Below are 25,941 nucleotides of genomic sequence, written 5' to 3' on the forward strand. Positions count from 1 at the left end.
CGACTCTTCGGTTCGATTACTCGGTTCCGTTCCCCGGTTCCGATTCCTCGACTGGGCCGACCACCGAACCGCGGCGGGTCAGACGGTGAGTTCCGCCGCCACGACCTCCGCGATCTGCGCGGTGTTGAGCGCCGCACCCTTGCGCAGATTGTCGCCGCACACGAAGAGCTCCAACGCACAGGGGTCGTCCAGCGAGCGCCGCACCCGCCCCACCCAGGTGGGGTCGGTGCCCACGACGTCCGCCGGGGTCGGGAACTCGCCCTCGGCCGGGTTGTCGCAGAGCACCACGCCCGGCGCGCCGGCCAGGATCTCGTGGGCGGCGGCGACCGTGACCTCGTTCTCGAACCGCGCGTGCACCGCCAGCGAATGCGTCGTGATCACGGGCACCCGGACACAGGTCGCGCTGACCCGGAGCTGGGGCAGGCCCAGGATCTTCCGCGACTCGTTGCGCACCTTGAGCTCCTCGGAGGACCAGCCGTCCTCCTTGAGCGAGCCCGCGAACGGCACCACGTTCAGCGCCATCGGGCCGGGGAAGGGGCCCAGGTCGCCGATGGCCCGTCGGACGTCTCCGGGCTGGGTGCCCAGCTCCGTGCCGGCGACCTTCGTCAGCTGCTCGCGCAGCGTGTCGACGCCCGCCTTCCCGGCGCCGGACACGGCCTGGTACGAGGAGACGATCAGCTCGCTCAGCCCGAACTCGGCATGCAGCGCGCCGATCGCGACGATCATCGACAGCGTGGTGCAGTTGGGGTTGGCGATGATGCCGCGCGGCCGGACCCGCGCCGCGTGCGCGTTGACCTCCGGCACCACCAGCGGAACGTCCGGGTCCATCCGGAAGGCCCCGGAGTTGTCGACCACGACCGCGCCCTTGCTGGCCGCGATCGGCGCCCACTGCGCCGAGACCTCGTCCGGCACGTCGAACATCGCGACGTGGACGCCGTCGAACGCCTCCTCGGTCAGCGCGAGGACCTCGACCTCCTCGCCCCGCACGGTCAGCCTGCGGCCGGCCGAGCGCGGGGAGGCGATCAGCCGGATCTCGCCCCAGACGTCGGCCCGCTCGGAGAGCAGGCCGAGCATGACGGTGCCGACCGCGCCCGTCGCGCCGACCACCGCGAGGGTCGGCCGACCGGCGCGGTCGGCGGCCGTGGTCATCGCCCGGTCCCTCCGTAGACGACCGCCTCGTCGTTCTCGCTGTCCAGGCCGAAGGCGGTGTGCACGGCGCGGACCGCCTCCTTGACCTCGTCCGCCCGGGTCACGACCGAGATGCGGATCTCGGAGGTCGAGATCAGCTCGATGTTCACGCCGACGTTCGAGAGCGCCTCGAAGAAGGTGGCGGTGACGCCGGGGTTGGTCCGCATGCCGGCGCCGACCAGCGAGATCTTCGCGATCTGGTCGTCGTAGCGGAGCGAGTCGAAGCCGATGACCGGCTGCGCCCGGGTCAGGGCCTCCATCGCCTTGTGACCGTCGGTCTTCGGCAGGGTGAAGGAGATGTCGGTGAGACCGGTCGACGCGGCGGAGACGTTCTGCACCACCATGTCGATGTTGATCTCGGCGTTGGAGATCGCCCGGAAGATCGCCGCGGCCTCGCCCGGCTTGTCCGGCACGCCGACGACCGTGATCTTGGCCTCGGAGGTGTCGTGCGCGACCCCGGAGATGATCGCCTGCTCCATACCCTCTGCTCCTTCTCCAGGCTCTGGCCTGTTGCGCACCCACGTCCCCCAGTGACCGGAGAATGAGGACCGGACGTGGATCGGGATGTTGTAACGACGGGCGTACTCGACGCAGCGCAGGTGCAGCACCTTCGAGCCGCTCGCGGCGAGTTCGAGCATGTCCTCGAACGCGATCTCGTCGATCTTGCGGGCCTTCTTCACCACGCGCGGATCGGCCGTGAACACGCCGTCCACATCGGTGTAGATCTCGCACACCGCGGCGTCGAGAGCGGCCGCCAGGGCCACCGCCGTGGTGTCCGAGCCGCCCCGGCCCAGCGTGGTGATGTCCTTGCTGACCTGCGAGACGCCCTGGAAGCCGGCCACGATCGCGACCGCGCCCTGCTCGAGCGCGTCCCGAATGCGGCCCGGCGTGACGTCGATGATCCGCGCTTTGTTGTGAACGGCGTCCGTGATGACTCCGGCCTGGCTACCGGTGAACGACAGCGCCTCGTGCCCGAGGTTTTTGATCGCCATCGCCAGCAGAGCCATGGAGATTCGCTCTCCGGCGGTCAGCAGCATGTCGAACTCACGTCCGGCAGGGATCGGAGATACCTGCTCGGCGAGTTCGATCAGCTCGTCCGTCGTGTCGCCCATCGCGGAAACCACGACGACCACCTGGTGGCCGTTCTTCTTGGCTTCGACGATTCGCTTGGCGACGCGCTTGATGCCTTCGGCATCGGCAACGGATGAGCCTCCGTACTTCTGCACGACAAGGCCCACGTGCGCTCCTCGCAAACTGTTAGTAAAGCGGTCGACTCAGTTTAACGAGCGACCAGGATCCGCCCTCCTGATATCACATAGCGAGATGACTTGCTCACCACATGATCGACGGGGCGCACCCGGTACGCCCCGCACCCGCTCAGCAACGACCCTGCCCGCTGCTCGACCTGGCACACGAAAACGTAATTCAGGTCACAGCGGCCTGGTGCACGAAGGCGGCCGATCGGCGCTCGCACGCCCCGCGACGGCGAGCGAGCGCCCCGACCGGTGTCAGCCCCGCGCGGACCGCATGCCCAGCGGCCCCGCGATCTCCGCGGCCATGACCCGCCCGGCCTCCTCCTCCAGCGCCTCGTCACCGTCCGGCTCGCTGTCGGTGTCCAGGCCGTCGAGCTCGTCCAGCGGGCTGTCCAGGCGCACATGGGCGACCAGGGACTGGAGCGCGCGCAGCGCGGCCGAGGCGGTGGGGCCCCAGTTGGACAGGTAGGAGAACTGCCACCACCACAGCGCCTCGGTGACCCGGCCGCCGCGGTAGTGGGCCATGCCGTGCCGCAGGTCGGTGATGATGTCGGCCAGGTCGTCGGAGATGCGGCAGGCGACGGGCGCCTTGCGCGGCACGTAGGGGTCGAAGACCTCGGAGTAGACGTCGACGGGGTCGAGCAGGGTGGCGAAGTTCTCCCGCAGCTCGTCGACGTCGGGCTCCGGGCCCACGTCGGGCTCGTACCGCTCGTCGGGGACGATGTCCTCGTGCGCGCCCAGCCGCCCGCCGGCCAGGAGCAGTTGGGAGATCTCCAACAGCAGGAAGGGAACAGCGCTGTCCGGCTCGTCGCCCTTCGCGACCTCGGTGACCGCGACGATGAAGCTCTCGATCTGGTCGGCGATCTGAACCGCGAAGTCGTCGGGATTCTGGTGAGTGTCGTGCAGGGTTGCGTCAGACATCGAGAAGTCTTCTCCCTTCGAAGGCCCGACCGAGGGTCACCTCGTCCGCGTACTCCAGGTCGCCGCCGACCGGCAGGCCGCTGGCCAGGCGGGTGACCTTCAAGCCCATGGGCTTGATCATGCGCGCGAGGTACGTGGCGGTGGCCTCCCCCTCCAGATTGGGGTCCGTGGCCAGGATCAGCTCGGTGACGGTGCCGTCCGCCAGCCGGCCGAGCAGCTCCCTGATCCGCAGGTCGTCCGGGCCCACGCCCTCGATGGGGCTGATCGCCCCGCCGAGCACGTGGTACCGGCCGCGGAACTCCCGGGTGCGCTCGATGGCGACGACGTCCTTCGGCTCCTCCACCACACAGATGACGGCCGGGTCGCGGCGCGGGTCGAGACAGACCCGGCACCGCTCGGCCTCGGCGACGTTGCCGCATACGACGCAGAACCGGACCTTCGCCTTCACCTCGGTCAGCGCGTGCGCCAGCCGGCGGACGTCGGCGGGGTCGGCCTGCAGGATGTGGAAGGCGATCCGCTGCGCGCTCTTGGGACCGACGCCGGGCAGCCTGCCCAGCTCGTCGATGAGGTCCTGGACCACGCCTTCGTACACGGATCGCTCTCCTTCGTGGAACGTCTGGGCGACTGTCGGACGCCGGGGTGACGCCCGTGGGAAGCCCGCGGAACGTCCGGGGGACGCCGGCCTTACGGGCTCTCGTACGGCCTGCTCACGGCTGCCGTACGCGGCTCACGACCGGCTCCCGGCCGTCCCCCGGGCCGCCGCGGCTGCCCTGGGGCTCAGAACGGCAGGCCGGGCATGCCGCCGAGGCCCTGGGCGAGCGGGCCGAGCTTCTGCTGCTGAAGTTCGTGGGCCGCCTGGTTGGCGTCCCGAACGGCGGCGACGATCAGATCCGCGAGGGTCTCGGTGTCCTCCGGGTCCACGGCCTTCGGGTCGATGACCAGGTCCCGGAGCTCACCGGCGCCGGTCACGGTCGCCTTCACCAGGCCGCCGCCGGCCGAACCCTCGACCGGGGTCTCCGCCAGCTCCTGCTGGGCGGCGGCGAGGTCCTGCTGCATCTTCTGAGCCTGCTGAAGCAGCTGCTGCATGTTGGGCTGGCCACCGGGGATCACGAGTGCGCTCCTGGCTGTCGAGGGAGGCTCTGCTGCCGTCCGTCTGTGTTCTTCATTCCGATAGCCCGAGCCTACGTGCTGAGGGGACACCGCGCGCTACCCCGGTGGTAGGAGGAGTTCCGCTCTTTCTCCTCCCTCGTCGCCCTCCTCCCTCGTCGCCGAGGTGGTCCCATCTCCGGCGCGGTCTTGTCTCCGGCGCGGTCTTGTCTCCGGCGCCGGCTCGTCTCCGACGCGGTCCTACGGCGTGCCGGCTCCAACCACCCGGCTCCGCGCCAGCGGACTCCGCACCTCCGAGCGGACGCCGTCGACGCGGCGCCCGTGGCGGAGCCGCGCGCCGGCGGGCCGCCCCGGCCGGGCTACTCGTTGGCGATCTCCTCGACCACCGTCGCGCCGAGCTCGCGGACGATCAGGTCGTGGCCGCTCAGCGCGGACTCGTCGAGGTCCGGGTCGTCCTCCTCCGGGATGTCGTCCTCGGGCGCGACCGGCGGCGGCTCCGGTTCGCGGTAGGCCGGCGAGGCGGCGGGGCCGACAGAACCGCCGGACCCGGCGGGACCGGCCGACGCGGGCCGTCCGGGGGCGGGTCCGGAGGCGGCGGGGACGGACGGGCCGCTCGGCGCCTGGGAAGCCGCGGCGGGCGCCGGAGGGGCGGCGTGCGGCCGGGGCGCGGCCGGAGCACCGAAGCCGCCGCCCGCGCCGCCGAAGCCGCCGCTGGGGGCCGCGCCGGGGCCGGCGAAGCCGCCGGAGCCACCGGCCGGCTGGCCGGCGCCGCCCGAGAGGTCGACGATCGCCTCGACCCGCCACTGCACGCCGTACTGCTCGCTGAGCACCTGCCGCAGCACGTCCTCGCTGCCGCCGTTGACGAAGCTGTCGCGGGCGCCGGAGTTGGAGAAGCCGACCTGGAGCGTGGTGCCGTCGAAGCCGGAGACGTGCGCGTTCTGGCTGAGCAGGATCCAGGTGAAGCGGCGGCGGTTCTTCACCGCCTCCAGGATGTCGGGCCACATCTGCCGCACCTGCATGGCGCCCTGGGCTGCCGCGGCCGAGGGGGCCGCGCCCTGGGCTGCCGATCGCGGTGTGGCGGCGCGGCGGCCGGGGGCGGGCGCGGCGGGGGGGCGGGCGCGGCGGGGGCCGGCTGTCCCGGCGCGGCCGCCGTGGGCCAGCCACCCGGCCGCCGGGGCTCGGCGGCGGCCGACCCGGCCCCCTGGCCGGGCGCGGTGGCCGTGGGCCAGGCGCCGGGGCGCGCCCCGGCAGGCTGGGCCGGCGGGGCGGACGGGGCCGGAGCGCCGGGCGCCGGGGCGGACGCGACCGGAGCACTGGGCGCCGGGGCGGGCGTGGCGGGCTGCTCGGCGGGCGGTTGCGGAGCCGCGTGCGGGGCCTCGGGGGCGGCGGGCTGGAGCGCGGCGGCCGGAGAGGCCGCCGCGGGGGCCGTCACAGGGGCGGGCGCCGGGGCGCCGGAGCCGGCGGCCATGGCGGCGCGGGCGGCGGCGGGGCCGGAGGGTCCGGTGAGCGGCGCGTGGGCGTCCGGCCCCGGCACGTATCCCATGGGCGGGCCGGCGGCGGCGCCTCCGCCGCCCAGACCGGCGACGGCGGCGCCGCGCTCCAGCCGCTCCAGGCGGGCCTGCACCGACCGCTCGTCGTCGAAGGCCGCGGGCAGCAGCACCCGGGCACAGATCAGCTCCAGCTGGAGTCGCGGCGAGGTGGCGCCGCGCATCTCGGTGAGGCCCTCGTTGACCAGGTCGGCCGCGCGGCTGAGCTCCGAGCCGCCGAAGACGGACGCCTGGGCCTGCATCCGCTCGACGACGTCGGCAGGGGCGTCGATCAGCCCCTTCTCGGCGGCGTCCGGGACGGCGGCCAGGATCACCAGGTCGCGCAGCCGCTCCAGTAGGTCCGCGACGAAGCGCCGGGGGTCGTTGCCGCCCTCGATCACCCGGTCCACGACCTCGAACGCCGCCGCGCCGTCGCCCGCCGCGAAGGCGTCCACGACGGCGTCGAGCAGCGAGCCGTCCGTGTAGCCGAGCAGGGACGTCGCCATGGCGTACGTCACACCGTCCTCGGCGGCGCCGGCCAGCAGCTGGTCCATCACGGACATGGAGTCACGCACCGAGCCGGCCCCGGCCCGCACGACCAGGGGCAGCACGCCGTCCTCGACCGGGATGGCCTCCTGATCGCAGACCGCCCCGAGGTACTCGCGCAGCGTGCCGGGCGGCACCAGCCGGAACGGGTAGTGGTGCGTGCGCGACCGGATGGTGCCGATGACCTTCTCCGGCTCGGTGGTCGCGAAGATGAACTTGAGGTGCTCCGGCGGCTCCTCGACCACCTTCAGCAGGGCGTTGAAGCCCGCCGAGGTGACCATGTGCGCCTCGTCGATGATGTAGATCTTGTACCGACTGGAGGCCGGCCCGAAGAACGCCTTCTCGCGCAGCTCACGGGCGTCGTCCACGCCACCGTGGGACGCCGCGTCGATCTCGATCACATCGATCGAGCCCGGCCCGTTCCGCGCCAGGTCACGGCAGGACTGGCACTCCCCGCACGGCGTCGGTGTCGGCCCCTGCTCGCAGTTGAGACAGCGGGCCAGGATGCGGGCGCTGGTCGTCTTGCCACAGCCGCGCGGCCCGCTGAACAGGTACGCGTGATTGACCCGGTTGTTCCGCAGCGCCTGCTGCAGCGGGGTGGTGACATGCTCCTGCCCGATGACCTCGGCGAAGGTCTCCGGGCGGTAGCGGCGGTAAAGCGCGAGGGACGACACGCATACGACGATATCGGGGCCCACCGACAAGTGGCTCCCGCCCGAGTGGCGCTCGTCACAATCGCACCACCGGCCACAGCCCGCAACCGGCCCCGCCGGGCTCCGCTCCCCCGCCACTCCCCCAACGCAAGCGCCCCTCACGCACCCGCCAGAGCCCACCTACCCTTGCTGCCTTCCGGCCCTGGGGGAGTTCAGTGAGATAGCGCCACGTGAGGGGCTGCCCCCCACCCTAGCGGATCGGAGCCGTGAGGAACGAGTTCGCGAGCACTGCTTCTGGTCTTGTATTGTTTGCGGCGGAGGATTCGCCTAGAGGCCTAGGGCGCACGCTTGGAAAGCGTGTTGGGGGCAACCCCTCACGAGTTCGAATCTCGTATCCTCCGCACTCGCCCACCTGGGCAAACGAAGGGCCCCGCTGATCATCAGCGGGGCCCTTCGTCATGCAGCCGGACCGTCGTTGTCCTGGTTTTTGTCCACAGGGGGTGTCTCCGGGCGCCCCCAGATTGCTTCGGCGAGCTTCCGGGCCACGTCCTTGAGCATGGCGTCCGGCACGTGGAGGTACCGCGCCCGCATGCGCGCGGAGGTTCCCGGCTCCCACCCCATGATCTGATCGATGACGCGGTCCGGGACACCGAGCAGCATGAGCACGGTGGCGGCCGTGTGTCGGGCGTCGTGCAGCCGACCATCCCGGACTCGCGCGTCCTCCAGCAGCCGCTTCCAGTCGTGATAGTCCGTGTTCGGGCTCAGCGGGCCACCGAGCGGCTTCGTGAACACGTACTGCGACTCGGCCCACAGGTTCCCGGCGGCCTTGCGCTCGCGCGCTTGCGCCTCGGCATGCTGTCGGAGCATGGCGACCAGCGGGCCCGGCAGCGGTACCGCGCGTCGACCCGCTCTGGACTTTGTGTTCTTCGTCTCACGTCGGACCTGCACACGGTTCGGGCAGTACCCCGCCTTCCGGCCGCACGGCGAGGCTTCCCCGCACCCGTGCTCGTACTTCGGGCGCAGACGGTTCCTGCGCAGCTTCAGGTACTCGTTGTCCAGATCGACGTCAGACCAGCGCAGTCCGAGCGTCTCGCCCTGCCGCAGTCCGAGCGCCAGCGCCAGCATCCAGCGGGCACTGTTCCGGCGTTTGTTGACCTCGATCAGCAGGCGCTGAACCTCTTCCAGCGAGTAGGGCTCAACCTCGTCTTCCGCCTCTTCCATCCGTGGCGGCTTCGCCAGCGCGGCGGCGTTCTTCGCCGCGTACCCGCGCCGTACCGCCTCCCCCAGCGCGGTTCGGGCGGTGCGGTGGGCCTGGTGAGCCGTACCCGCCTTGCGCGCCCCGTTCGCCTGCATACGGCGGTACAGACTCTCCAGGTGCTCGGGCTGCAAGCGGTCAAGGCGGTGCTTGCCGACACCAGGAACGAGGTGAACGCGAACAGCGACCTCATAGCCGTCGTACGTGTTCTCGCTGACGGTCGGCTTGGCTATGTTCTCAACCCAGTGGCAAAGCCACTTCTCAACCGTCCACGGCTTGCCCGGTTGCCGCGCCGACCCCGCGTCGCGCTGCTTCTCCAGCTTTTTGACCTCGTCAACCAGGTCATCGCGTGTCTTGCGCGTGAGGTGTCGACGGTAGGGCTCCCCGTTGTCCTTGTAGCCCATCGGGACGCGCGCGTGCCAACGACCATCCGCCCCGAAGTAGATCGCGGATTCGCCGTTGGCGCGGCGGGTGCCCTTCTTCTTCTCTGCCACAGGCAGGCTCCTGTTTCTTGGTGTCGGGATGGGGACCGGGGCGGCGGGTTGTCCTTGTCCGGGAGCCGCCGCCCCGGGCGTCGTCAAGCGGCGCGTTTGGCCGCACGCCGGCGGGCGACGTATTCGGCGGGTGCGTCAGCGGGCACGCGGCGGAGACGGCCGACCTCGATGGACTCCAGCTCTCCGGTCCGGATGAGTGCGAAGCACGTGGTCCGGCCGATGCTGAGGCGGCGCGCAGCCTCTTTCACGGTGAGGAGGACCAGCGTCGGGTCGTCGTGTGCGGCGGTCGCGAGGGTGCCGTGTTCGTCCCGGGCATCGCTCAGGTGCAGCAGTTCGTCCTTCGGTGCGCGCCGCTGATCGGTTGGGGTGCTCATGCAGAGATCTCCCTGGGGTGAGGCGGGCCGGGTGTGGTCGGAGCCTGTGTCTGTCCGAGGTGCGGATTTCTGCGTCACCTGCGTCATCTGCGTCATTCACCGCTCTGACCTGCGACTTTGCGGTGACGCAGCACGGTGGGGGTGCGTCACCGGTGACACGGACCTGCGTCATCGGGTGACGCAGGTGACGCGGGGTGACGCAGGAATCGGCCGTCTGCGTCACCGCTGTTTCGGCAGGTCACCGGCCGTTTGCGGGGCATGGGTGACGCAGGTGACGCAGCGTCTCTCTACTTCGGACAAAGAGGGGGTGGTGTCTGTTGTGGTGCGCGGCTCAGAGAGTGAAGAACGGGCCGCTTCGCGGCGCGTCCATTGCAGGGCGGCGGCGCCGCCGAACAGCAAGAGGAGCACGCGTGGGCGGGTGCTCCTCTTGCTGTTGCGGGCGGTCGTGGTGCCGCGCGGTCAGAAGGCCGCTTCCTGCTCCGGCGAGGGCGGCGCGGCGGACGGCCGCGCGATCTCGATATAGCGGGACGCGTTGGTACGTCCCCAGTCGATGAGCACGCCCCGGGCCGCGAGGGTGGGCTGAAGCCGCTTGAGCCGGTCTGAGAGCACCTTGCCGGTGGTCGGCCACCCTTTAGGCAGGGGACGAAAGTCCTCACCCGCGTAGAGGCCGCTGAGGCAGTGCAGCCACTCGGCAGACGTCATCCGCTGCTCGGTGCCCGGGTCGATGCCAGCGGCGTGCTTGAGCACGGTCTGTGCCAACAGGTCGCCCTCAATGACGTCGTCGTTGAGATCGTCCAGGCTGGCCCGGTAGGCGGCCAGCGCCCCAAGACCGGTGGCCGCGTCAAGCTGCGCGCACAGATGCGCGAAGTCGGCCATGCGCAGGTCGGTCGGGATGTCCCCCTCAGCCGCCCGCACCTGCACGGTGAGGTCGAGCAGAGAGCCGAGGATGACGGGCAGCACCTCTGCGAAATCCGACCACAGTTCGGCCTCGGTGCGCCGGACGCGGGGGCGTTCCAGGCGGAGCGGCAGGAGTCGTTCGGCGAGGTCGGGCCGGATGACGCCGACGTCGATGCCGGTCAGGAGCAGGGGGCGGCGGTAGCCGATGCGGAAGACGTCCCCGTCGGTGAACAGGGCACGCTTGACGTTCTCCGCGCCCGTCACGATGCAGCACATCGCATCCGACAGCTCCGGGGTCATGTGGGAGAGGTTGTCCAAGGCGGTGACCCAACCGGCCGCCACCGCCGTGATCAGGTTCTCCTCATCCTTCGGTGCCCGGCGCAGGTCCCCGGTCATGCCCTCGATGATCCGCACGAGCATGCGCCCGCCGGTGGACTTGCCCGCGCCCTGCGGCCCGGTGAGGAACGGGGCCGGGACGGGCACCGTCGGCCCGAGACAGCCGATGAGCCAGGCGATGGCCAGGCACTCGGTCTCCGCTGTGGCGAAGTTGCACAGCCGCATCAGCAGATCGATGCCCTTGCCGTCGGTGTCCTTGACCGGCAGAGGCAGTTCCCCGGTGAGCTGGGTACGTCGCCAGCACACCTCGCGCGGGTCCGGGGTGGCGATGTCCCATCCGGTGGGGTGGATCCGTACGGACTGCCCGTCGCTGCGCCCGAGGTCCAGCCACGTCGCCCCGTCGAATCCGGGGGCGACGCGGATGTGCACGGGCTGTACGTCCTCGGTCAGTGCGAGTGCCTCGATCAAGTCGAGCGCCTCCTTCATGGCGGTGCCGTTGAACACGCCGATGCCGTCCCTGAACAGTCCGACCATGAGTTCCTGCCGGTGGCTTCCCGTCGTGCCCTGGGAGCGGATCGGGCGGGCCACGGGGTGGCCGTTCCGCTGCGCGTACACGGTCCCGTCGGCGGTGCGGAAGTAGCGGAAGTGCGCTTGCGCGTAGTCGGTGATGACTTCGCGGGCCGGGTTCTTCTCGTCGTCGGACATGGTCACAGTCCCAACGTGGAGCGGGCGTTGGTCCACGCGTCCGCGCAGTGCCGGGCCGTCTCGCCCATGCTCTGCGCGGCGGTGAACAGACGGGCGACGTGGGTATCGGTGAGGCAGCCGCACCGGCCGTGCCTGGACAGCACCGCGAGGAACGTCCCGTAGACGGTGGCGTGGATCGCGCTGCGGGCGGCGGTGATGCGCTGCTCGGCCATGGCGATGCCGCGTTCCAGGAAGGCGGGCGTGCGGTGCGGGCACTGCCCGCCGGACCCGGCGGGCACGCCGGCGTGCGGTACCGGCCGGGCCGGGGAGCGCGTCTTGGCGGCCAGGGCGCGCACGGTGTCCGGCAGGTCGGCCATAGCTCCGGTGCCGGGCCCGAGGTAGCGGGCGTAGGACATGGACGACTTGACGTCGACACCGGGACGCACCTTGTTGCGGGAGGTCATGGGCCCCCGGTAGATCCAGTGCTCACCGCGCGTCGTCGGCACGGTCCGTGTGGCTGGCAGGGTCTCGCGGGCCCATGCGATTGCGTCCGCGTCGTCCAGGTCGACCACGGTCAGTCCGGCGCCGCCGGGGTGGTAGCCGACGCACACCGCGCGCCGCCACGCCGCCGCCCACGGGGTCGAGACGATGACGGCCGGCTGGGTGGTGGCGGCGGCCCACGCGTGGCAGACGCCGGGACAGTCGCAGGGGCCCGGGGTCTTCATGTTCGGCCGTCCACCGCACGCGTTGTCCGCGCACGTCGTGCAGTTGCCGAACGGCACCTTGCCCCGGCGCAGGGGCAGCACCGGGACGCCGGCCGCGGCGAGGGTCAGCGCGGTGCGCAGGTGACTCCCGTCCGGGTGGTTCCCGGCGAGGGGGAGCCGGGTCTTGCCGTCAGGTGTCATGCTGTAGGTCTCCTGTTCTGCTACGTCGGGATAGGGAGACCGAGGGCGGCGGGTTGTCCTTGTCCGGGAGCCGCCGCCCTCGGGCGTAGCTAGTGGTTCTTGGCCCAGTGGGCGTATTCCTGGCGGACGTAGCCTCGTGGGTCGGTTTCGGTGGCCGAGTGCTCGGGCCAGTACGGGCCCCTGTGGTAGTCACCCTTCCCGTCCCGGTCGTAGGCGATGAGCCGACGGGCCGCTTCCGTGGCCACGTCGCTGCGGGTCTCGTCCCCTTCTTCCAGCGCGATGCGGTCCATAAGCGCGGCCTTGCGGAGCCAGTACTCCCGGTCCAGGTCGACACCGAACGGCTTGTCGGCGGCTGCCTGAGCGGTCCATCCGATCTCGCGGACGATGCTCGGGGCGAGCGCGTACGCCTCTTCCGGGGTCGGCCACCGTCCCGGTTCGGAGCGGTGAGCGGCGGTGACGTACAAGCGGGTGCGCGCGCCGTCGCGGGTGGAGTAGGTGCGGACGGTGCCGGTGGCGAACGCGCCGTTGAGCGCGGTGGTGACGCGGTCAGTGTCGGCCGGGTCGCAGATGACGCGGATCTCGAACACGTCTCTCCTCTCGGGGTTCGGTTCAGAACGGGGGTTCGTCGCTGTCCCCGCCGGGCCCCCACGGGTCGCGGCCGTGGTCGCGCCGGCGCAACCATCGGGGACGGCGCGGCAGGGGAAGCAGCGTCCAGCGGCGGGACTCGTTCCAGCAGGGGCAGGGCTCCCAGTCCGTACCGGCGTACTCGCCGGTCTCGTAGTCGCCGTAGTCGTGTTCGATGCCGCCCAGTCCCTCGCAGTTGGAGCAGTCGGAGAGGGGCGTGCCGGTCAGGACCACGGACCGGCGAGGCCAGTCGGCGACCTGAATGCGCAGTCGGATCACGGGTGTCGGTCTCCTGTCAGCCGTAGAACTTGTTCCGCTTGATGACGGCCTTGCGGATGTTGACCGTGATTCCGCCCCTGTGGGCGCTGGCGCTGAACACCTGCGCGGCGACCCATCCGCCGAAGACGACGGCGGCGAGAACGATCAGTTGGGTGATGAGCACTGTCAGGGCGGTGATGAACGCGGTCAGCAGGAACAGCCCGCCGCACACGGCGAGGAACCCAACGCCCCCGAGGGCGAGGTTCACCGCCGCGCGGGAGACGACCGGCTTGGCCGCGACCGGTTCGGGCTTGACAGGCTCGATGGCATATCCGGTGACGACCCGGCCATCCGGCAGGACGACGCTGGCCACCGTGGGGACGTTGCCGGGCTGGATGGGCACGAGAGGCCCGGTGTACGTGGGCGTGATCGGGGCGGGGCGTTGGACTTCCACGGCCGCCTTTTCGCACCCGGTCGGGCGGTGGAGGTTGTAGGGCAGGGTGGGTTCGTCCACGTCCTGGCTCCCTTCTAGCGGCCGATTCCGGCGAGGGCGTCGGTCACGGCGGTGACCAGCTGGTTGACGTTGTCGCTGGCGCCGGTGTCGGCGAGGTAGAAGCCGAACAGCACGGCGAGCAGCGCGCCACCGGCGGCGAGGGTGCGCATCTTCAGCGCGACCAGCAGAGCGACGCCCAGGACAAGGACCAGGGAGACGGTGACGGTCATCGAGTCACCGCCGTCCGCGCTTCTTGGCGGCCTTCTCGCGCGCCGCGGCCAGTTCGGCCTCACGCCGGGCACGGGCCTCATCGCGGGCGCGCTGTTCGGCCCTGGCCTCGATGGCGTCGATCTGCTTGTCGATGCGGTGGGTGTTGGCGTGCTCGTCGGCGAGGATCAGCCGGGAACCCTTAGCGATCAGGCGCAGGCGCTTGAGGCGTTCGGCGGCGGTGTAGGAGCGCTCGGGGAGCGGCATGGCAGGGGTTCTCCTTCGAGTGGGTGGTGGGTGGGTTCAGCGAGTGCCGTCGCGACGGAGGCGGCGGGCACGGTTGTGGAGGCGGCGGCCGATGCGCAGGGACTTGCCCACGCCGTGGCAGCGGCGGCAGATGCGGCCGACCTTGGCCCGGCCGCGGCGGTTGATGCGGACCTTCGCGCCGAAGCCGTCGCACTTGCGGCAGTTGCCGAACGGCGAAACGACACACAGGAGGATGTAACAGAACGTGACGCCCGCGAGGATGAGACTAGCGAGGGGCATGAGGGGGCCACCTCCCCTTCCAGGGCCGGTTTCGAGGGTTTCCGCAGGTGGGCCGCTAGGTGCTAGCGGCCTGATCAGGGGCGGTTTGGGTTGCTAGCAAGGTCGCTACCGGTAGCAGCGGTGGCCGCTACCGGTAGCAAGTCCTGAGACCTATCCGGCGTCCCGCTTCTTGTTGCGCTCCGTAATCGCGGTGGCGATGTCGTCGCGCTTGATGCCGCGCTTGTTGACCTGCCGTCCATCGATGCGGCGGCTGATCTGGTCGGTGGCCACCCCGAACGGCTTGAGTGCCGCGGTGAGCGCTTCGGCCTTGGGCTTGGGCTTCAGCTCGGCCCATGCGCCGTAGATCGCGGGGCGCAGGTCGGCGAGACGGTCAACGATCGTCTCGGACCACACCTTGGCCTCGCCCTTGCCGAGCACGGCCGCCACGTCGTCCAGGATCGTGGCCGATACCTCCGGGGCCGCAGCCTCGCCGATCGCGTCGCCGGACAGCGTGCCCTCGGCCTCGCGCAGCGCGGCCGCGCGGGTCAGGATGCTCTCCGCGTCGCGGCCGTTGGCGAGGTAGGTGCGCACGATGCCGGCATCGTCCGACATGCCCTTAAGGATGCCCACGCCCTTGTGCGACTTCAGCAGCTTGGACGCGTCCAGCCCTTCGCTGTAGGAGCCGGCGCCGAGGATGGTGTCCGACACCTGGTAGGCGCCGACCCGCAGGGCGAACCGGGCCTGGTGCTGGTCGCGCAGCTCCGAGGGGCACGCCTTGTCGTCCGGCTTCTGCGTCGCGGTCATCACCGACACGCCGACCGCCGGGGCGACTCGGGCGAGGTAGACCAGGAGCGACAGGATCTCCTTGCCGTGCTCGGGGTGCTGCAAGTACTCCTGCACCTCATCCACCACGAACAGCGTGAGGGGCATGTTCAACTTCTTGTCCCGGCTGATCTCCGGGGTGAGCTTGCCCTCCGGGCACACGTGGAGCGGGAGTTCGGAGAGCCGGTGATAGCGGTCTTCAACGTCCGCCTTCAACTCGCGCAGCGAGGTCAGCAGGTGGACGACCGGGTCGAACCCGTTCTTCGGAACGATGCCGAAGGCGATGCGGTGGGCGACCTTGGTGAACTTGCGCCAGTCCGGCGATGCCTTCCCGTCGAACACGTACAACCTGACGTACGGGTCCAGTGCCGCGGCGAGCGCGATGGTCCGGGCGGAGAACGTCTTACCCTGCCGCGGGACGGCGCCGACCAGGAGGGACAGCCACAGCATCGTGGCCATCACCGGGTTGCCCCGCTCGTCGACACCCCAGGGGAAGGGCTTCCAGAAGTCCACCCGCGTCGCCCCGAGCAGGGGCGACTTGCCGGACGGGACTGCGAGCGGGTCACGGTCGGCGATCCAGTAGGAGACCCGCCGGCCGCTGGTCTCGTCCTTGTCGAGGAAGAGCTGCGTCGGGGCGATGTCCATGCCGGAGGCGAGCCGGGCATGTGCGTTGACGGCATCCTCGAAGGTCTTGCCGTAGGGCAGGTCAACGACCACACGCCACCCATCGCCGTCCCGGCCGATCGGGCGGGGGAAGGCGATGGACTGATCCTTGTTGGTCAGCTTGGACGCTTCGTGGGCACGGATGACGATGTCCGAGGACAGCCGCCGCTTGCGGAACGTCACCTTGGCCCTGTCGATCAGCGGCCGATCTACCGGAGCACCGGCCGCCCCGAGCGTCGTCGTCAGCGTGGCCACAGCCAACAGCAGCACCCACGACGGCGCCATCACGTACAAGACCAGCGCGGCGGGCAGGCCGATCAACCCGACGATCACGGCAACGATCCCGCGCAGCCGGACTCGGTCGTTGCGCTGCCGCGACAGCATCATGTATTCGCCCGCGTCCCCCGCAGCCACGGCGGCGACACGCAGTGACCTGCCTTCCGCGTCGAAGACCCACCGGCCGACCGCGGCCGACCACCGCCACGCGCCGCGCGGCGAGTAGAACAGGATCTTCGGGGTGTAGATGCACGGCAGGCGTAGGGCGTGGTAGCCGACCACGGCGGAGTAGTGGCGGATGGCCCACTTCCGCACGGCCGTTCGCTGGTCCGGCAGCTTCACCCAGTCCGGCAGCACCGGCAACCGGGCCTTGTCCCTGGCTTCCATCCACTCGGCCACCGAGGGCGGGTAGACCTCCCGCGGCGGGTCGACCGGGGCGCCCTCGGTCAGCCCCTCGATCTCGGGGCTGTCGGCGTCGTCGGGGAGTTCGGCCTCCCACTCGCCCGGCTTCACCACACCCTCGCTCGGGGCGGTCGGGTCGGGGTCGGTCGTCTTTTTGAGCGGGAACGGCACGATGGCGGCCGTGGGCTGTTCGGTGTCTTCCGGATCCCCGGAGGGCGTGAAGGTGGTGGTCTCGGTCACGACGTACGTACTCCTTCGGGAGTCGACGGGTCCGGCTGGCTCGCTGTGGAAAGTTGGGCGGCCGGGCCCGGGTTCGGGGTGCTGCTCATGCCGCACCGCGCCGTCCGGGACGGCGGCCGGCCACCGACCCGAGCAGCCGCCCGAGGCGGGCCCGGCGAGGACCGGACCGGCCGGACCGCTTGGCCGCGTACATGGCTTCATCAGCACGGCGCAGCAGCGATGACAGCTCCTCGCCCGGATGGTCGACGGCCCGTACCCACCCCAGCGACACCGTGGTGTGCACCTCAGGGGCGGTGTCCACCGGCCGGGCGAGGACGCGGGCGAGGGTGTGCAACCGGTCGGCGGCCGTGCCGTCGCGGTCGACGACGACGGCGGCGAATTCGTCCCCACCGAGCCGCCCCACCACACCGCCGGGGGTGGTGCCGTGGGCGAGTCGGGCGGCGACCGTGGCGAGCAGCACGTCACCGGCCGCGTGGCCGAAGCGGTCGTTGATCTGCTTGAAGTGGTCGACGTCCGCCAGCACGACCACGGCGCGGGGGTCGCGCAGCAGGCGGCGGGCCCGCCGGGTGAACGCGTCCCGCGTCCACAGCCCGGTGAGCGGGTCACGGCGGGCGGTGGTCAGCCGTCCGTGCAGCCACCGGGCGTGTGCCGCCCACCCGATGACGGGCGGCACTGCCGGTAAGAGCGCAGCGAGGGTGCTCACGGCGTCACCGCCCCGGTGGCGCGTTCGGCGAGCAGGGCGTCACGCAGCTTGCGGGCGTTGGCGGGCGAGGTACGCAAGGCCCGGCGAATGCCCTCGCCGGTCACCTCAGCGTCCGTCATCCCGGCCGTCGCCTTCCGTGCTTCCGCCATGAGCTGTTCGGGGGTGCGGCGGGTGCGGGTCGATTTCGCGGCGACCGGGACACGGCCCGTCGCCCGGCGCGGCGCGGCCGACGCGGCCGGGACCGAACGGGCGGGCGCCGACGCGATTGGCACCGGCTTCACCGTCGGGACGACGGCGGGCATCGGCTTCATGCCGCCGCCCGACTTTCCGAGGTCCACCGGCGCCGGGTCGGGCACCGCAAGCCGCGTCAGCACGACCGTGGCCGGGGTCGATCCTCGCAGGTCAGGGGTAGACCGTTCTCGACTACTTCCGGTCGATTCATCCGCATTCGTGACGGCGGCAGGGATCGGGGCGGCGGTGCCAAACATCGAGGCAAGGGCCGCGTCCGCGCCGTCAGTGATCCGATCGCGCTGTACGTCCAGCAGCCTCGATCCGAGCGCCGCGTCCCCGACCCCGACCTTGCGGGCCAGACGCCACGACGCCCGATCGGACCGCTTCCGCACCCTGTCGACCGGGTGGTGAGCGGCGCGCGCCCGGTGGTAGGCGAGGGCCTGCACGATGTCGGCCGTGCGCTGCTCGTTCTCCGCGTCGCGGCCGTCGGTGTGGACGACGATCCGGCGGGCGAGGAACGCCATGCCCTCAGCCGAGACGGACATGCCCATCGGGGTCAGCGCGTAGACGACCGTACGGCCCGGGTCCGGCGCGGCCATGGCGCCCATGACGGCGGCGGCAGCCGGCAGGGCCCACAGCCCCGCCCGCACGATGCACGGCGAGGACTGACCCAGCATGGTCAGCCCCAGCAGGACCAGGGCGAGCACGGCCGTGGCGCCTTCACCGGCACCGAGCGCACCGAGCGCGGTGCCGGTGCCGTAGGCGTGACCGATGTTGCTGTAGGTGCCGATACCGCCGACAACGCCCGTGGCGAGCATGGGCACGAACGCCGCAGTGAGTACGCCGATCTGAACCCTGGTCAGAGGCTTGCGGGTCTCGTTCATGCCGCTTCCCCCGTCCCCGGACGGAGGTCGCGAACGGCGCGCAGGAAAGGCACCGTGTGGGTCAGCGCGTCGGCGTACAGGGCGTCCCAACCGGCGATCTCGTCACCGGCCTCGCCCATCGCGACCAGGTCGGCGAGGATGTCACGTGCAGCGTCCTCACGGGCCGCGCGCTCCGCCGACGTCTCCGGCGCGAGCGGGCCGCGGAACAGCTCGATGTCGAGACCGAGCGCCAGTTCCGCGAACTCCGCGTCGCTCACGGCCTCTTGGCCGGCGACGAACATGCGCATACGCATGGTGGATCTCTCCTCTGACTGCGTCGGGATAGGGAGACCGGAAGCGGCGCGTTGTCCTTGTCCGGGAGTGCCGCCGCACCGGATACGAGGGGCCAGCGCCGCAGGAAGCGGCGGGCCGGTGCCCCGGGCGGAATCTGATTCCGCGCCCTCGCGGCTGGTCGCCGGGGCTGTCGAGTGGATTCGAGGACTTCACCGGGTGCCGTCGCCACGGCCACCCAGTCCCGACCCTCGAACTGTCGGGGCGCCCTATTCACACTGCTCGGCGCCAGCAGAACGACCATGAGCCGGCGTGCCCTCAGCGGGACACCGGCAGCGGTCGTCGACGGTCATCACCCGGCCGTCGCGGGGACGGGGCAAGCCCCGTCAGCCTCAAAGCACACTGTTGAGTTCTCAATCAACCCGCGCTTCCGTCGTACTCACCCCACGGGCTTTCCTTCAGGCGCCATTTGTGCAGGTCAAGCAGCGCTCGCGAGCGCTTACCCCTTCCGGGGCGGCCACTCACGAACTATGCCTCAGAGTGCACTGTGAGGCAGAGTGCGTCAAGTCCCTTCGAGCGGAACGAGCAGCGTGAAGCGCTGGCTCTAGCTCTGCGACTTGGGCACTATGAGGCAGGGACCGTGACGAGACTTGGGGTGCAGATGGTCGAATGGACGGGCAGGTTTGCCTACAAGCAGGTGGCCGATGACCTGCGGCGACGTATCGCGGCTGACGAGTTCGCCGAGACCGGCCGACTCCCCTCGCTTGCCCAGCTCCAGGAGGGGTACGACGTCACGGTGACCGTGGCCCGCGCCGCCATCAACCAGCTGAAGGCAGACGGCCTCGCGGTAAGCCACCAGGGCAAGGGGGCCTTCCTGACGCCCAACGCCGGCCGCGCCGCACAGCTTGCCGACCCTGCCGCGACGGTGACCGAACTGCGCGAGGAAGTCGAGAAGCTGCGGAGCGAGGTCGGAGACCTGCGCCAACGCGTCGCCGCCCTGGAAGGCAACTGAGCCTCGGGCAAGCCGGGGCGGGATCGTGTCGCAGTCATCTGAACCTCCTCGTTCGGCATGGGCACAAGTTCACCGCCAAGGCGCGAAAACCGGTATCACGTCCCGCTACCTGAGAAAGTTCCAGCGGTTTTATACATCCGCTTACACATGCGCTATCACGAATTTCCATAGCCCTAGTCGAGCCGCTACACTCGCGGCTGCTCGACTAGCTATCTAGGAGGGGCAGATGGCTCGGAAGCACCCGGATTGGAAGCCTGATCTTCTGCGAATGCATCGCGAGGGGATTGGGCTCACTCTGGAAGAAACGGGGGAGAAGCTCCGCGAAATCGCGGAGCGCCACGGCTTCAATATTGCCGCGAACTTCCAGACGATCTGGGGCCACGAGAAGGGAACGGTATATCCCGGCCCGCATTACCGCCGGGCTTATTGCCGCCTCTACCACCGAAATGAGGCCCAACTCGGCTTCCGTCGCGCCCTGCCCGGAGAGGATGCCCCTGTGGAATCCGTACCGGCGCCCATATCAATGGAGCGAAAGCTCCCCGATCAGCCAGACGTGGTACGCCGAGCGCTGAGCAGCATCCGCGAAGGCACGGATGACGTGGACAGTGAGGCTCTGCACAATCGTTTGGTTGACGCATGGCGCCGCCATACGACAGGAGGGAGCATCGACGGCCCTACCGTAATCCTGGTCGGAGGATTCGCAGGCTCAGGGAAGTCCGAGTTCGCAAAGTTCCTCGGAGGTATCACCGGCTGGCCCATCCTCGACAAAGACTCTTTGACGCGTCCACTCGTGGACCAACTATTGGTCGCCATGGGCGGGCAGGCACACGACCGAAGTTCAGAGCTCTACCGGGAAAAGGTGCGACCGCTCGAATACCGCTGCCTCATGGAAGCGACATGGGACAATGTGGACTGCGGAATTTCCGTTATCCTCGACGCTCCATTCGTCTCTGAATTCTCCCAGGCCGAATGGATGCAGCGATTCCAGAACCGCTGCCGATCCAAGCGGGTTTCCGTCGCGACGATATGGGTTGAGTGCGACCCGGAGTCGATGCGCGAGTACATCGACTTTCGTGGAGCGGCACGGGACGCTTGGAAGATGGAAGCATGGGAGGAGTACGTCTCGGGCCTCGACCTGAAGATGCGGCCGCGGGGGCCGCACTTCATCGTCGACAACCGGCTAGGCGCCGCTGTGGCCCTGGTCGACGAAGCCCGCGAAGTGCTGAGTGGAGGCGGACTGTGAACCCTTCCGGCGTCATCCTCTACGGCCCGCCGGGGGCCGGGAAGGACACGATCACAGCCGAGCTATCGCGCCTACGGCCGGAGTACGTGCTCTTCCGGCGGCTCAAGGCAGGTCCGGGGCGCACCACGGGATACCGACTCACCACGGCCCAGCGCATCGAGGAGATGGCTCAGGTCGGAGAGATCCTGTACCGGAACAGCCGGTACGACGCCGAGTACGCCATCGATCGCGCCGAAGTCTCCACGCTCGTGAACGCTGGGCGCTTCCCTGTCCTCCACATGGGTCAGGTTGCCGGAGCGCACGCCGTCACTACCTTCCCCATTCACTGGGTGCGGGTCCTGTTGTGGTGTGCCGAAGAAGTCACGCGGCAGCGCTGCCAAGGACGCGGCGACAAGGACGTGGAAGCCCGGCTCAAGGTGTGGCACGAGACCCGGCAGGACCTGCAAGACCACGCGGCAGAGCCCTGGTCGGTCGTGATCCGAACCGACCAGATGAGTCCATCTCAGGCCGCCCAAGTCATCGACGGCGCTCGCTCGGCCGGCGTGCCTTCCGAAGAGCGCGATATCCGCGGGCTGGTCGGATGACTGTCGTCGGAATCCTTCACCCGGGCAGCATGGGCGCGGCCGTAGCAGCGCAGGCCAGCCTCAACGGAGCCGACGTTCTGTGGTGCCCCCGCGGCCGTAGCTCCGCGACCAGGGAACGGGCTCAGCGGTACGGACTGACAGCGGTGGATGGCCTCGCGGAGCTGACCGAGCGAGCCGACATCATCCTCAGCATTTGTCCCCCCGCGTACGCGGAGGACGTCGCCGTCGAAGTCTCGGCTCACCCCTTCACGGGAATCTACGTGGACGGGAACGCGATCTCACCGGCGAGCATGGCGCGCGTCTACGCCCTCGTGGCCCGGACCGGGGCAACCGTCGTCGACGGCTCCGTCATCGGTTCACCCCCGTCCGCTTCGAAGTCGGCTCGCCTCTACCTGTCCGGCCCTACGGACGCACTGACACCAGTTGCCGCCCTCTTCACGGGGTCAGCCGTACAGGCTCACCCCCTACCCGGCGGCATCGGGCGTGCCTCCGCACTCAAGCTGTCGTACAGCAGCTACCAGAAGGCGAGCCGTGTACTGGCGGCAGTCTCGTATGCCCTCGCCCGCGACTACGGCGTGGAGGACGAGCTGCTCGACATCGCCCAGGGCCGCACGACCAGCTACCTCGCTGAGACTGCCTACATCCCCAAAGTCGCCGCCCGGTCATGGCGCTGGGGCCCTGAGATGCGAGAGCTGGCATACGCCCTCCGGGAAGCTGGGCTTCCCTCCGAGCTGGCCGATGCGTCAGCCGCGGTCCTGAGCCGGTGGGACAGCCTGAAGGACTCGTCTCCGGGCATCCCCCAAGCACTTGACCACCTACACGACGCCCCGGACGGTGAACCCGGCTAAGCGGCCACTGCCCGCAGTGCCTCGATGGCCTCCGCCACGCCCCGCACCACGATGTCGGGCTCACGGAGGCCATCTCTCCATCTACGCCCAGCTGCCAGCCACCCCGTACGCAAACCCGACCCCGGGGTCTCGCTACCCGCACAAGCGTTCCACTTTTACGTAACCCCATGCGCCCCAAGGGTTGATTGGTCACAATGTCGCCATGGACTGGGACGAGCCTGCCTACTTTGACCGCCGCCCCGCGTCGTCGGGGCGGGTCTCGTACTGCGACGCACTCACTATCCGAGATAACCGATCAGTGAGCATCAAGGCTCTACCGTACTTCATACCTCACGACTCTTCTCGGTCCGAACTCGCAATCAAACTAATCCGCGAAGACAAGAGGACAGCGGAGATCTGCGAGATATCCCTGAAAGAAGAAGATCTTCGCATATTGAAGCGGCATATCGCGCAATGCTTGTCGGTTGCGGAAGAGGACGAAGACGGGCGATACCTGGTCTTACGCACCGATGACCTGGGCAGCCAACCGGAGGTTAGCGAAGATGCAGCACGCGCCTTGGGCGGCGCACTCGACAGTCGCCAGTTCGCAAGAATGGTGGCCCGCAGCGTCGATCCGATGAAACTCGCCAAGGCATTTTCAGCGAGCGTACGGATAGGCGAGCTGCGGGCTGCGGTAACTGAACTCAGACAGAACCTGTACGAGGGCAAGGCCAGAGAATCAATCTATCAAGACTGGTGCGAGCGCCACTCTTGGGCGTTCGGGAATGCATATGTTGCTCGCGATAATCAACGAGTCATCGGAATCGGCGACCACGTTGACGTGATGATGCAGTCCACTGCGAATGGACTGCGTGACATTTTCGAACTCAAGCGTCCCGACATGGACGTGATCCTGTTCGACGAAACGCACAGGAATTGGTATTGGTCCTCCGCTACAACCAAAGCAATTGGACAGTGCCATCGGTATCTCGACACACTGCACCAGATGGCTCAGAGCGGCCTTTACCAGGGCCGTGCCGACATCGCCGCATACCACCCCCGTGCGGCGGTCGTGATCGGTCGTTCGCATGACTGGGGAGACACGCAATTGCGAGCACTCCATGGCCTCAACAGCAGGATGCACGGGATCAGCGTGATGACGTACGACCAATTGCTGGCCCAAAGTGAAACGCTCTTGCGGCAAGTGACCGATCACGTCGGGGGGCAGCAAGGCGAGCCGGATGCGCTCTCGGCCTGACCTGCGCGATGGAATTCTGCTAGGTAACACTAACGTGCGAGGAGGCATAATGCCCATGGACCACAACGGCACCCTTGTGCCTACGGAGAGCGCCCCCGGCTCATGGAATCTTCAGTGGAAGCTCATGTGCCCGGCCTGCGGAATCACCGAGGTCGAACGGGCGGCCGACGGAGGTGACCACGGCTCGGTAACCGTGCACCCCGACAGGGACGCCTACGACAGCCCTCTTGGCACCCGAGGCGGGTACTTGCAGGTAGACCTCACTTGCGCAGCTGGCCACGGCTTCGCCTTCATCATGGGCAACCACAAGGGGGAAGAGTTCGTCGGCGTCGTCCCTCGCGTCTGAGCTGGAGCCTTCGTGCTGACCTCGCGTTGTCCTGGTCTTTGTCCAGTGCACTAACGGACGCCACCGTTCACCGCCGTACGCACACCCCGTCTGACCTGCCCCACGAACCCCCACGGACGCCCCCGTACAGCCATGCGGACAGTTGGAAAGCGTGTTGGGGGCAACCCCTCACGAGTTCGAATCTCGTATCCTCCGCAGCCGCCTGAACAGGCGAAACAAGGACCCCGGACCGCTTCAGCGGCCGGGGTTCTTGGCATGCCCTGGTCTCAGTTACAGTCTCATTCAACTCCGACATCTACGACATTCCGCACGCGCGGCGGAGCGCATCCGGCGGCGACGGCGGGAGCGCCGTCCAAGCGTCCGTTCGCCGACTTGCACACCGCCGAGACACTCCGCGCACTTCGTGCGCTTCCCACCGCTTCGCGGACACGACTGCCTCCTGCTCCGCATCGGAGGTGACCGAGTGACACGGCACGACCTCGCGAACATGTACGGGAAATGCTCACGGGTTGACCATCTGCCTCCCGGGTCTGACTGATCACAGCAACCCCTTGGTAGGGGCCCTTGCACCAAGAGTATGGTCTCTTGTATGGCAACCAAGAAAGTGACCGTGACGATCCCCGAGGATCTCCTGGACGAGATCCGCGCCGAGGCGGCTGAGCGGGGACTTTCGGCGTATGTAGCCGAAGCGCTGCGATTCAAGCGCGACCGGGACCGGCTGCTGGAGCTCGTCGACTGGCTGCAGGAGGAACACGGCCCGGTCACCGGGGACGAGCGCGCGGCAGCACTCGCGGAACTGGAAGATCTCGACGCCGAGCACGAGCGCCGCCGCACCACCGGAGGACACAACGCCGGAGAGGCCGCGTGAAGAAGCGCGCCAGTGAGCACAGCCAGCGGCCACTGCGTGTCTTCGTACTCGACTGCGAGGCATTGTCCCTGGCCGTGCGCGGCGACCGGAAGATGATCGCCTGGCTCGACCTCGCGGCGCGAGGTGAGGCCGAGGTGGTGACTTCCCCGATGACGCTGGTCGAGGCGTACGACGGCAGAACCACCGAGCAGCGCTGGGACTGGGTGCTCTCGCGACTCAAGGTCGCCGACATCGGCAAGGACGAGGCCCGCCAGGCCCGCCGACTCCTGGCCGACGCCAAGCTGCACGGCCACAAGTACGCGATCGACGCCGTGCTCGCGGTCGTCGCCCGACAGCAGAAAGGACAGGTCACCGTCTTCACCTCGGACGCGGATGACCTGGAGAGGCTGGTTCCACGCTCGATCGTCGTCAAGACGATATGACACAGCGCTCTGGTCTCGGTTCTGGTCTCATTCGCCCCCGTCCGGCCCCGTCCAGACGTGGCCACCCCGAACGCTCCGCCGCAGGTCAGGACACCTACACCCCTCGCCGGACACCCGTGTGAACATGTGGAAAGCGTGTTGGGGGCAACCCCTCACGAGTTCGAATCTCGTATCCTCCGCCAGCTCAGAGGGCTGGACCGCTCCGGCGGTCCAGCCCTCTGGCGTTTCTCCGTCTCGGTCTCCGTCCCAGTCGTGGCCCGGCCGGCCCGTCCGGCCACACCGGCACCGGGCACCGGCACCCCACAGGACTCCTCCGACCCTCCTGGCGACAGTCGCAAGCCGCGGCCCGGTGACATCGCATGTACCGAGCGCGCATACGGGCGGACCCGCCCGGCTCCTCTCCCGTGATGGCGTCCACGACATCGGGGCCCCAGAGCGGCAGGACCGCCCGGCGGTGCGACATGCGTCACACAGGCTGCCCGTCCCGCGCGTCCACGTCCTTCAGCCGGGGCTTTCGCGGCGCGCTGACAGCGTGGGTGACCTCGCCGCGGCGGCCGCTCGGTGCTCCGCGCCCGCACGGCCACGGCGGACGCACCGCCGTGCCCCGCCGTCGCGCCGGCACTGATCGCACGGCACGTCCCCTG

The 25,941-nt window shown here is 69.4% G+C and carries 27 protein-coding genes, 1 tRNA gene, 1 other RNA gene and 1 pseudogene; 9 read left to right on the forward strand and 21 right to left on the reverse strand.

The features are described from left to right. Nucleotides 1-78 precede the first annotated feature (78 nt). The 7 genes and pseudogenes from LRS74_RS15240 to ffs all read right to left on the reverse strand — a co-directional run bounded on the left by LRS74_RS15240 (nucleotide 79) and on the right by ffs (nucleotide 7,437). Nucleotides 79-1,149: an aspartate-semialdehyde dehydrogenase gene (locus tag LRS74_RS15240; RefSeq protein WP_277741516.1), complete on the reverse strand. Its 1,071-nt coding sequence runs from the start codon at nucleotides 1,147-1,149 to the stop codon at nucleotides 79-81. Further along, complete coding sequence (locus LRS74_RS15245; protein WP_277741517.1) at nucleotides 1,146-2,426, reverse strand: aspartate kinase; 1,281 nt, start codon at nucleotides 2,424-2,426, stop codon at nucleotides 1,146-1,148. Before LRS74_RS15245 ends, LRS74_RS15240 begins: the two co-directional genes overlap by 4 nt. A 270-nt stretch (nucleotides 2,427-2,696) precedes the next feature. Further along, the gene (locus LRS74_RS15250) at nucleotides 2,697-3,362 is read right to left on the reverse strand and encodes a DUF5063 domain-containing protein (RefSeq protein WP_277741518.1); all 666 of its coding nucleotides are present in this window, start codon (nucleotides 3,360-3,362) and stop codon (nucleotides 2,697-2,699) included. Beyond that, nucleotides 3,355-3,954 (reverse strand): recombination mediator RecR, encoded by a 600-nt coding sequence (gene recR, locus LRS74_RS15255; RefSeq protein ID WP_277741519.1) that lies wholly within the window; start codon nucleotides 3,952-3,954, stop codon nucleotides 3,355-3,357. The genes LRS74_RS15250 and recR overlap by 8 nt, the downstream gene beginning before the upstream one ends. A gap of 185 nt (nucleotides 3,955-4,139) precedes the next feature. Then, a complete protein-coding gene (locus tag LRS74_RS15260; RefSeq protein WP_277741520.1) occupies nucleotides 4,140-4,472 on the reverse strand; it encodes a YbaB/EbfC family nucleoid-associated protein in 333 nt (110 codons plus the stop codon). Nucleotides 4,473-4,828: 356 nt separating this feature from the next. Then, a pseudogene (locus LRS74_RS15265) lies at nucleotides 4,829-7,215 on the reverse strand (DNA polymerase III subunit gamma and tau). Nucleotides 7,216-7,338: 123 nt separating this feature from the next. Continuing rightward, an RNA gene (gene ffs, locus LRS74_RS15270) (signal recognition particle sRNA small type) lies at nucleotides 7,339-7,437 on the reverse strand. Nucleotides 7,438-7,510: 73 nt separating this feature from the next. On the opposite strand from ffs, the gene LRS74_RS15275 reads away from it, so the two are divergent. Next, a tRNA-Ser gene (locus LRS74_RS15275) sits at nucleotides 7,511-7,595 on the forward strand. 55 nt (nucleotides 7,596-7,650) lie between these two features. Here the strand turns inward: LRS74_RS15275 and LRS74_RS15280 are convergent. The 14 genes from LRS74_RS15280 to LRS74_RS15345 all read right to left on the reverse strand — a co-directional run bounded on the left by LRS74_RS15280 (nucleotide 7,651) and on the right by LRS74_RS15345 (nucleotide 18,754). Then, nucleotides 7,651-8,943 carry a site-specific integrase gene (locus LRS74_RS15280; protein WP_277741521.1) on the reverse strand — a complete coding sequence of 431 codons (1,293 nt, stop codon included), beginning with the start codon at nucleotides 8,941-8,943 and terminating at the stop codon, nucleotides 7,651-7,653. A gap of 83 nt (nucleotides 8,944-9,026) precedes the next feature. Then, nucleotides 9,027-9,266, reverse strand: coding sequence for an excisionase family DNA-binding protein (locus tag LRS74_RS15285; RefSeq protein WP_277744766.1), 240 nt, complete (start codon nucleotides 9,264-9,266; stop codon nucleotides 9,027-9,029). A 510-nt stretch (nucleotides 9,267-9,776) separates the two neighbouring features. Continuing rightward, a complete protein-coding gene (locus LRS74_RS15290) occupies nucleotides 9,777-11,255 on the reverse strand; it encodes an ATP-binding protein (RefSeq protein WP_277744767.1) in 1,479 nt (492 codons plus the stop codon). 2 nt (nucleotides 11,256-11,257) lie between these two features. Next, complete coding sequence (locus LRS74_RS15295) at nucleotides 11,258-12,139, reverse strand: bifunctional DNA primase/polymerase (RefSeq protein ID WP_277741522.1); 882 nt, start codon at nucleotides 12,137-12,139, stop codon at nucleotides 11,258-11,260. An 89-nt stretch (nucleotides 12,140-12,228) separates the two neighbouring features. Then, nucleotides 12,229-12,726 carry a hypothetical protein gene (locus LRS74_RS15300; RefSeq protein ID WP_277741523.1) on the reverse strand — a complete coding sequence of 166 codons (498 nt, stop codon included), beginning with the start codon at nucleotides 12,724-12,726 and terminating at the stop codon, nucleotides 12,229-12,231. 22 nt (nucleotides 12,727-12,748) lie between these two features. Continuing rightward, entirely contained in the window at nucleotides 12,749-13,042 is a 294-nt protein-coding gene (locus tag LRS74_RS15305) for a hypothetical protein (protein ID WP_277741524.1), read from the reverse strand. A 16-nt stretch (nucleotides 13,043-13,058) separates the two neighbouring features. After that, complete coding sequence (locus LRS74_RS15310; RefSeq protein ID WP_277741525.1) at nucleotides 13,059-13,535, reverse strand: hypothetical protein; 477 nt, start codon at nucleotides 13,533-13,535, stop codon at nucleotides 13,059-13,061. A 14-nt stretch (nucleotides 13,536-13,549) separates the two neighbouring features. Continuing rightward, nucleotides 13,550-13,744 carry a hypothetical protein gene (locus LRS74_RS15315; RefSeq protein WP_277741526.1) on the reverse strand — a complete coding sequence of 65 codons (195 nt, stop codon included), beginning with the start codon at nucleotides 13,742-13,744 and terminating at the stop codon, nucleotides 13,550-13,552. A 4-nt stretch (nucleotides 13,745-13,748) separates the two neighbouring features. Continuing rightward, entirely contained in the window at nucleotides 13,749-13,988 is a 240-nt protein-coding gene (locus LRS74_RS15320) for a hypothetical protein (RefSeq protein WP_277741527.1), read from the reverse strand. Between the two features lie 36 nt (nucleotides 13,989-14,024). After that, nucleotides 14,025-14,267 carry a hypothetical protein gene (locus LRS74_RS15325; protein WP_277741528.1) on the reverse strand — a complete coding sequence of 81 codons (243 nt, stop codon included), beginning with the start codon at nucleotides 14,265-14,267 and terminating at the stop codon, nucleotides 14,025-14,027. A 150-nt stretch (nucleotides 14,268-14,417) separates the two neighbouring features. Further along, nucleotides 14,418-16,649, reverse strand: a complete 2,232-nt coding sequence (locus LRS74_RS15330) for a cell division protein FtsK (RefSeq protein ID WP_277741529.1) — start codon at nucleotides 16,647-16,649, stop codon at nucleotides 14,418-14,420. Nucleotides 16,650-16,734: 85 nt separating this feature from the next. Further along, nucleotides 16,735-17,352: a GGDEF domain-containing protein gene (locus tag LRS74_RS15335; RefSeq protein ID WP_277741530.1), complete on the reverse strand. Its 618-nt coding sequence runs from the start codon at nucleotides 17,350-17,352 to the stop codon at nucleotides 16,735-16,737. Beyond that, nucleotides 17,349-18,467 carry a conjugal transfer protein gene (locus LRS74_RS15340; RefSeq protein WP_277741531.1) on the reverse strand — a complete coding sequence of 373 codons (1,119 nt, stop codon included), beginning with the start codon at nucleotides 18,465-18,467 and terminating at the stop codon, nucleotides 17,349-17,351. Before LRS74_RS15340 ends, LRS74_RS15335 begins: the two co-directional genes overlap by 4 nt. After that, a complete protein-coding gene (locus tag LRS74_RS15345) occupies nucleotides 18,464-18,754 on the reverse strand; it encodes a hypothetical protein (protein ID WP_277744768.1) in 291 nt (96 codons plus the stop codon). Before LRS74_RS15345 ends, LRS74_RS15340 begins: the two co-directional genes overlap by 4 nt. Before the next feature lie 644 nt (nucleotides 18,755-19,398). Between LRS74_RS15345 and LRS74_RS15350 the strand changes: the two genes are divergently transcribed. The 8 genes from LRS74_RS15350 to LRS74_RS15385 all read left to right on the forward strand — a co-directional run bounded on the left by LRS74_RS15350 (nucleotide 19,399) and on the right by LRS74_RS15385 (nucleotide 25,297). Beyond that, a complete protein-coding gene (locus LRS74_RS15350) occupies nucleotides 19,399-19,749 on the forward strand; it encodes a winged helix-turn-helix domain-containing protein (protein WP_277744769.1) in 351 nt (116 codons plus the stop codon). Nucleotides 19,750-19,975: 226 nt separating this feature from the next. After that, the gene (locus LRS74_RS15355) at nucleotides 19,976-20,992 is read left to right on the forward strand and encodes an AAA family ATPase (protein WP_277741532.1); all 1,017 of its coding nucleotides are present in this window, start codon (nucleotides 19,976-19,978) and stop codon (nucleotides 20,990-20,992) included. Then, nucleotides 20,989-21,576 (forward strand): guanylate kinase, encoded by a 588-nt coding sequence (locus LRS74_RS15360; RefSeq protein ID WP_277741533.1) that lies wholly within the window; start codon nucleotides 20,989-20,991, stop codon nucleotides 21,574-21,576. Before LRS74_RS15355 ends, LRS74_RS15360 begins: the two co-directional genes overlap by 4 nt. Then, a complete protein-coding gene (locus LRS74_RS15365; RefSeq protein WP_277741534.1) occupies nucleotides 21,573-22,424 on the forward strand; it encodes a DUF1932 domain-containing protein in 852 nt (283 codons plus the stop codon). Before LRS74_RS15360 ends, LRS74_RS15365 begins: the two co-directional genes overlap by 4 nt. A 202-nt stretch (nucleotides 22,425-22,626) precedes the next feature. Continuing rightward, nucleotides 22,627-23,661, forward strand: a complete 1,035-nt coding sequence (locus LRS74_RS15370; protein WP_277741535.1) for a Shedu anti-phage system protein SduA domain-containing protein — start codon at nucleotides 22,627-22,629, stop codon at nucleotides 23,659-23,661. Nucleotides 23,662-23,716: 55 nt separating this feature from the next. Continuing rightward, nucleotides 23,717-24,007 (forward strand): hypothetical protein, encoded by a 291-nt coding sequence (locus LRS74_RS15375; protein WP_277741536.1) that lies wholly within the window; start codon nucleotides 23,717-23,719, stop codon nucleotides 24,005-24,007. 589 nt (nucleotides 24,008-24,596) lie between these two features. Further along, a complete protein-coding gene (locus LRS74_RS15380; protein ID WP_277741537.1) occupies nucleotides 24,597-24,875 on the forward strand; it encodes a CopG family transcriptional regulator in 279 nt (92 codons plus the stop codon). Next, nucleotides 24,872-25,297 carry a PIN domain-containing protein gene (locus LRS74_RS15385; RefSeq protein WP_277741538.1) on the forward strand — a complete coding sequence of 142 codons (426 nt, stop codon included), beginning with the start codon at nucleotides 24,872-24,874 and terminating at the stop codon, nucleotides 25,295-25,297. The genes LRS74_RS15380 and LRS74_RS15385 overlap by 4 nt, the downstream gene beginning before the upstream one ends. Nucleotides 25,298-25,941: the final 644 nt, after the last annotated feature.

Origin of the sequence: Streptomyces sp. LX-29, assembly GCF_029541745.1 — a bacterium.
Taxonomy (GTDB): domain Bacteria; phylum Actinomycetota; class Actinomycetes; order Streptomycetales; family Streptomycetaceae; genus Streptomyces.

Bases quoted from the DNA above. Each gene is read 5' to 3' on its own strand.
- LRS74_RS15240 (WP_277741516.1), bottom strand. From the start codon at position 1,149: ATGACCACGGCCGCCGACCGCGCCGGTCGGCCGACCCTCGCGGTGGTC.
- LRS74_RS15290 (WP_277744767.1), bottom strand. From the start codon at position 11,255: ATGTCCGACGACGAGAAGAACCCGGCCCGCGAAGTCATCACCGACTAC.
- LRS74_RS15325 (WP_277741528.1), bottom strand. From the start codon at position 14,267: ATGCCCCTCGCTAGTCTCATCCTCGCGGGCGTCACGTTCTGTTACATC.
- LRS74_RS15355 (WP_277741532.1), top strand. From the start codon at position 19,976: ATGGCTCGGAAGCACCCGGATTGGAAGCCTGATCTTCTGCGAATGCAT.
- LRS74_RS15375 (WP_277741536.1), top strand. From the start codon at position 23,717: ATGGACCACAACGGCACCCTTGTGCCTACGGAGAGCGCCCCCGGCTCA.
- LRS74_RS15350 (WP_277744769.1), top strand. From the start codon at position 19,399: ATGGTCGAATGGACGGGCAGGTTTGCCTACAAGCAGGTGGCCGATGAC.
- LRS74_RS15320 (WP_277741527.1), bottom strand. From the start codon at position 13,988: ATGCCGCTCCCCGAGCGCTCCTACACCGCCGCCGAACGCCTCAAGCGC.
- LRS74_RS15340 (WP_277741531.1), bottom strand. From the start codon at position 18,467: ATGAACGAGACCCGCAAGCCTCTGACCAGGGTTCAGATCGGCGTACTC.
- LRS74_RS15295 (WP_277741522.1), bottom strand. From the start codon at position 12,139: ATGACACCTGACGGCAAGACCCGGCTCCCCCTCGCCGGGAACCACCCG.
- LRS74_RS15365 (WP_277741534.1), top strand. From the start codon at position 21,573: ATGACTGTCGTCGGAATCCTTCACCCGGGCAGCATGGGCGCGGCCGTA.
- LRS74_RS15250 (WP_277741518.1), bottom strand. From the start codon at position 3,362: ATGTCTGACGCAACCCTGCACGACACTCACCAGAATCCCGACGACTTC.
- LRS74_RS15345 (WP_277744768.1), bottom strand. From the start codon at position 18,754: ATGCGCATGTTCGTCGCCGGCCAAGAGGCCGTGAGCGACGCGGAGTTC.
- LRS74_RS15370 (WP_277741535.1), top strand. From the start codon at position 22,627: ATGGACTGGGACGAGCCTGCCTACTTTGACCGCCGCCCCGCGTCGTCG.
- LRS74_RS15380 (WP_277741537.1), top strand. From the start codon at position 24,597: ATGGCAACCAAGAAAGTGACCGTGACGATCCCCGAGGATCTCCTGGAC.
- LRS74_RS15315 (WP_277741526.1), bottom strand. From the start codon at position 13,744: ATGACCGTCACCGTCTCCCTGGTCCTTGTCCTGGGCGTCGCTCTGCTG.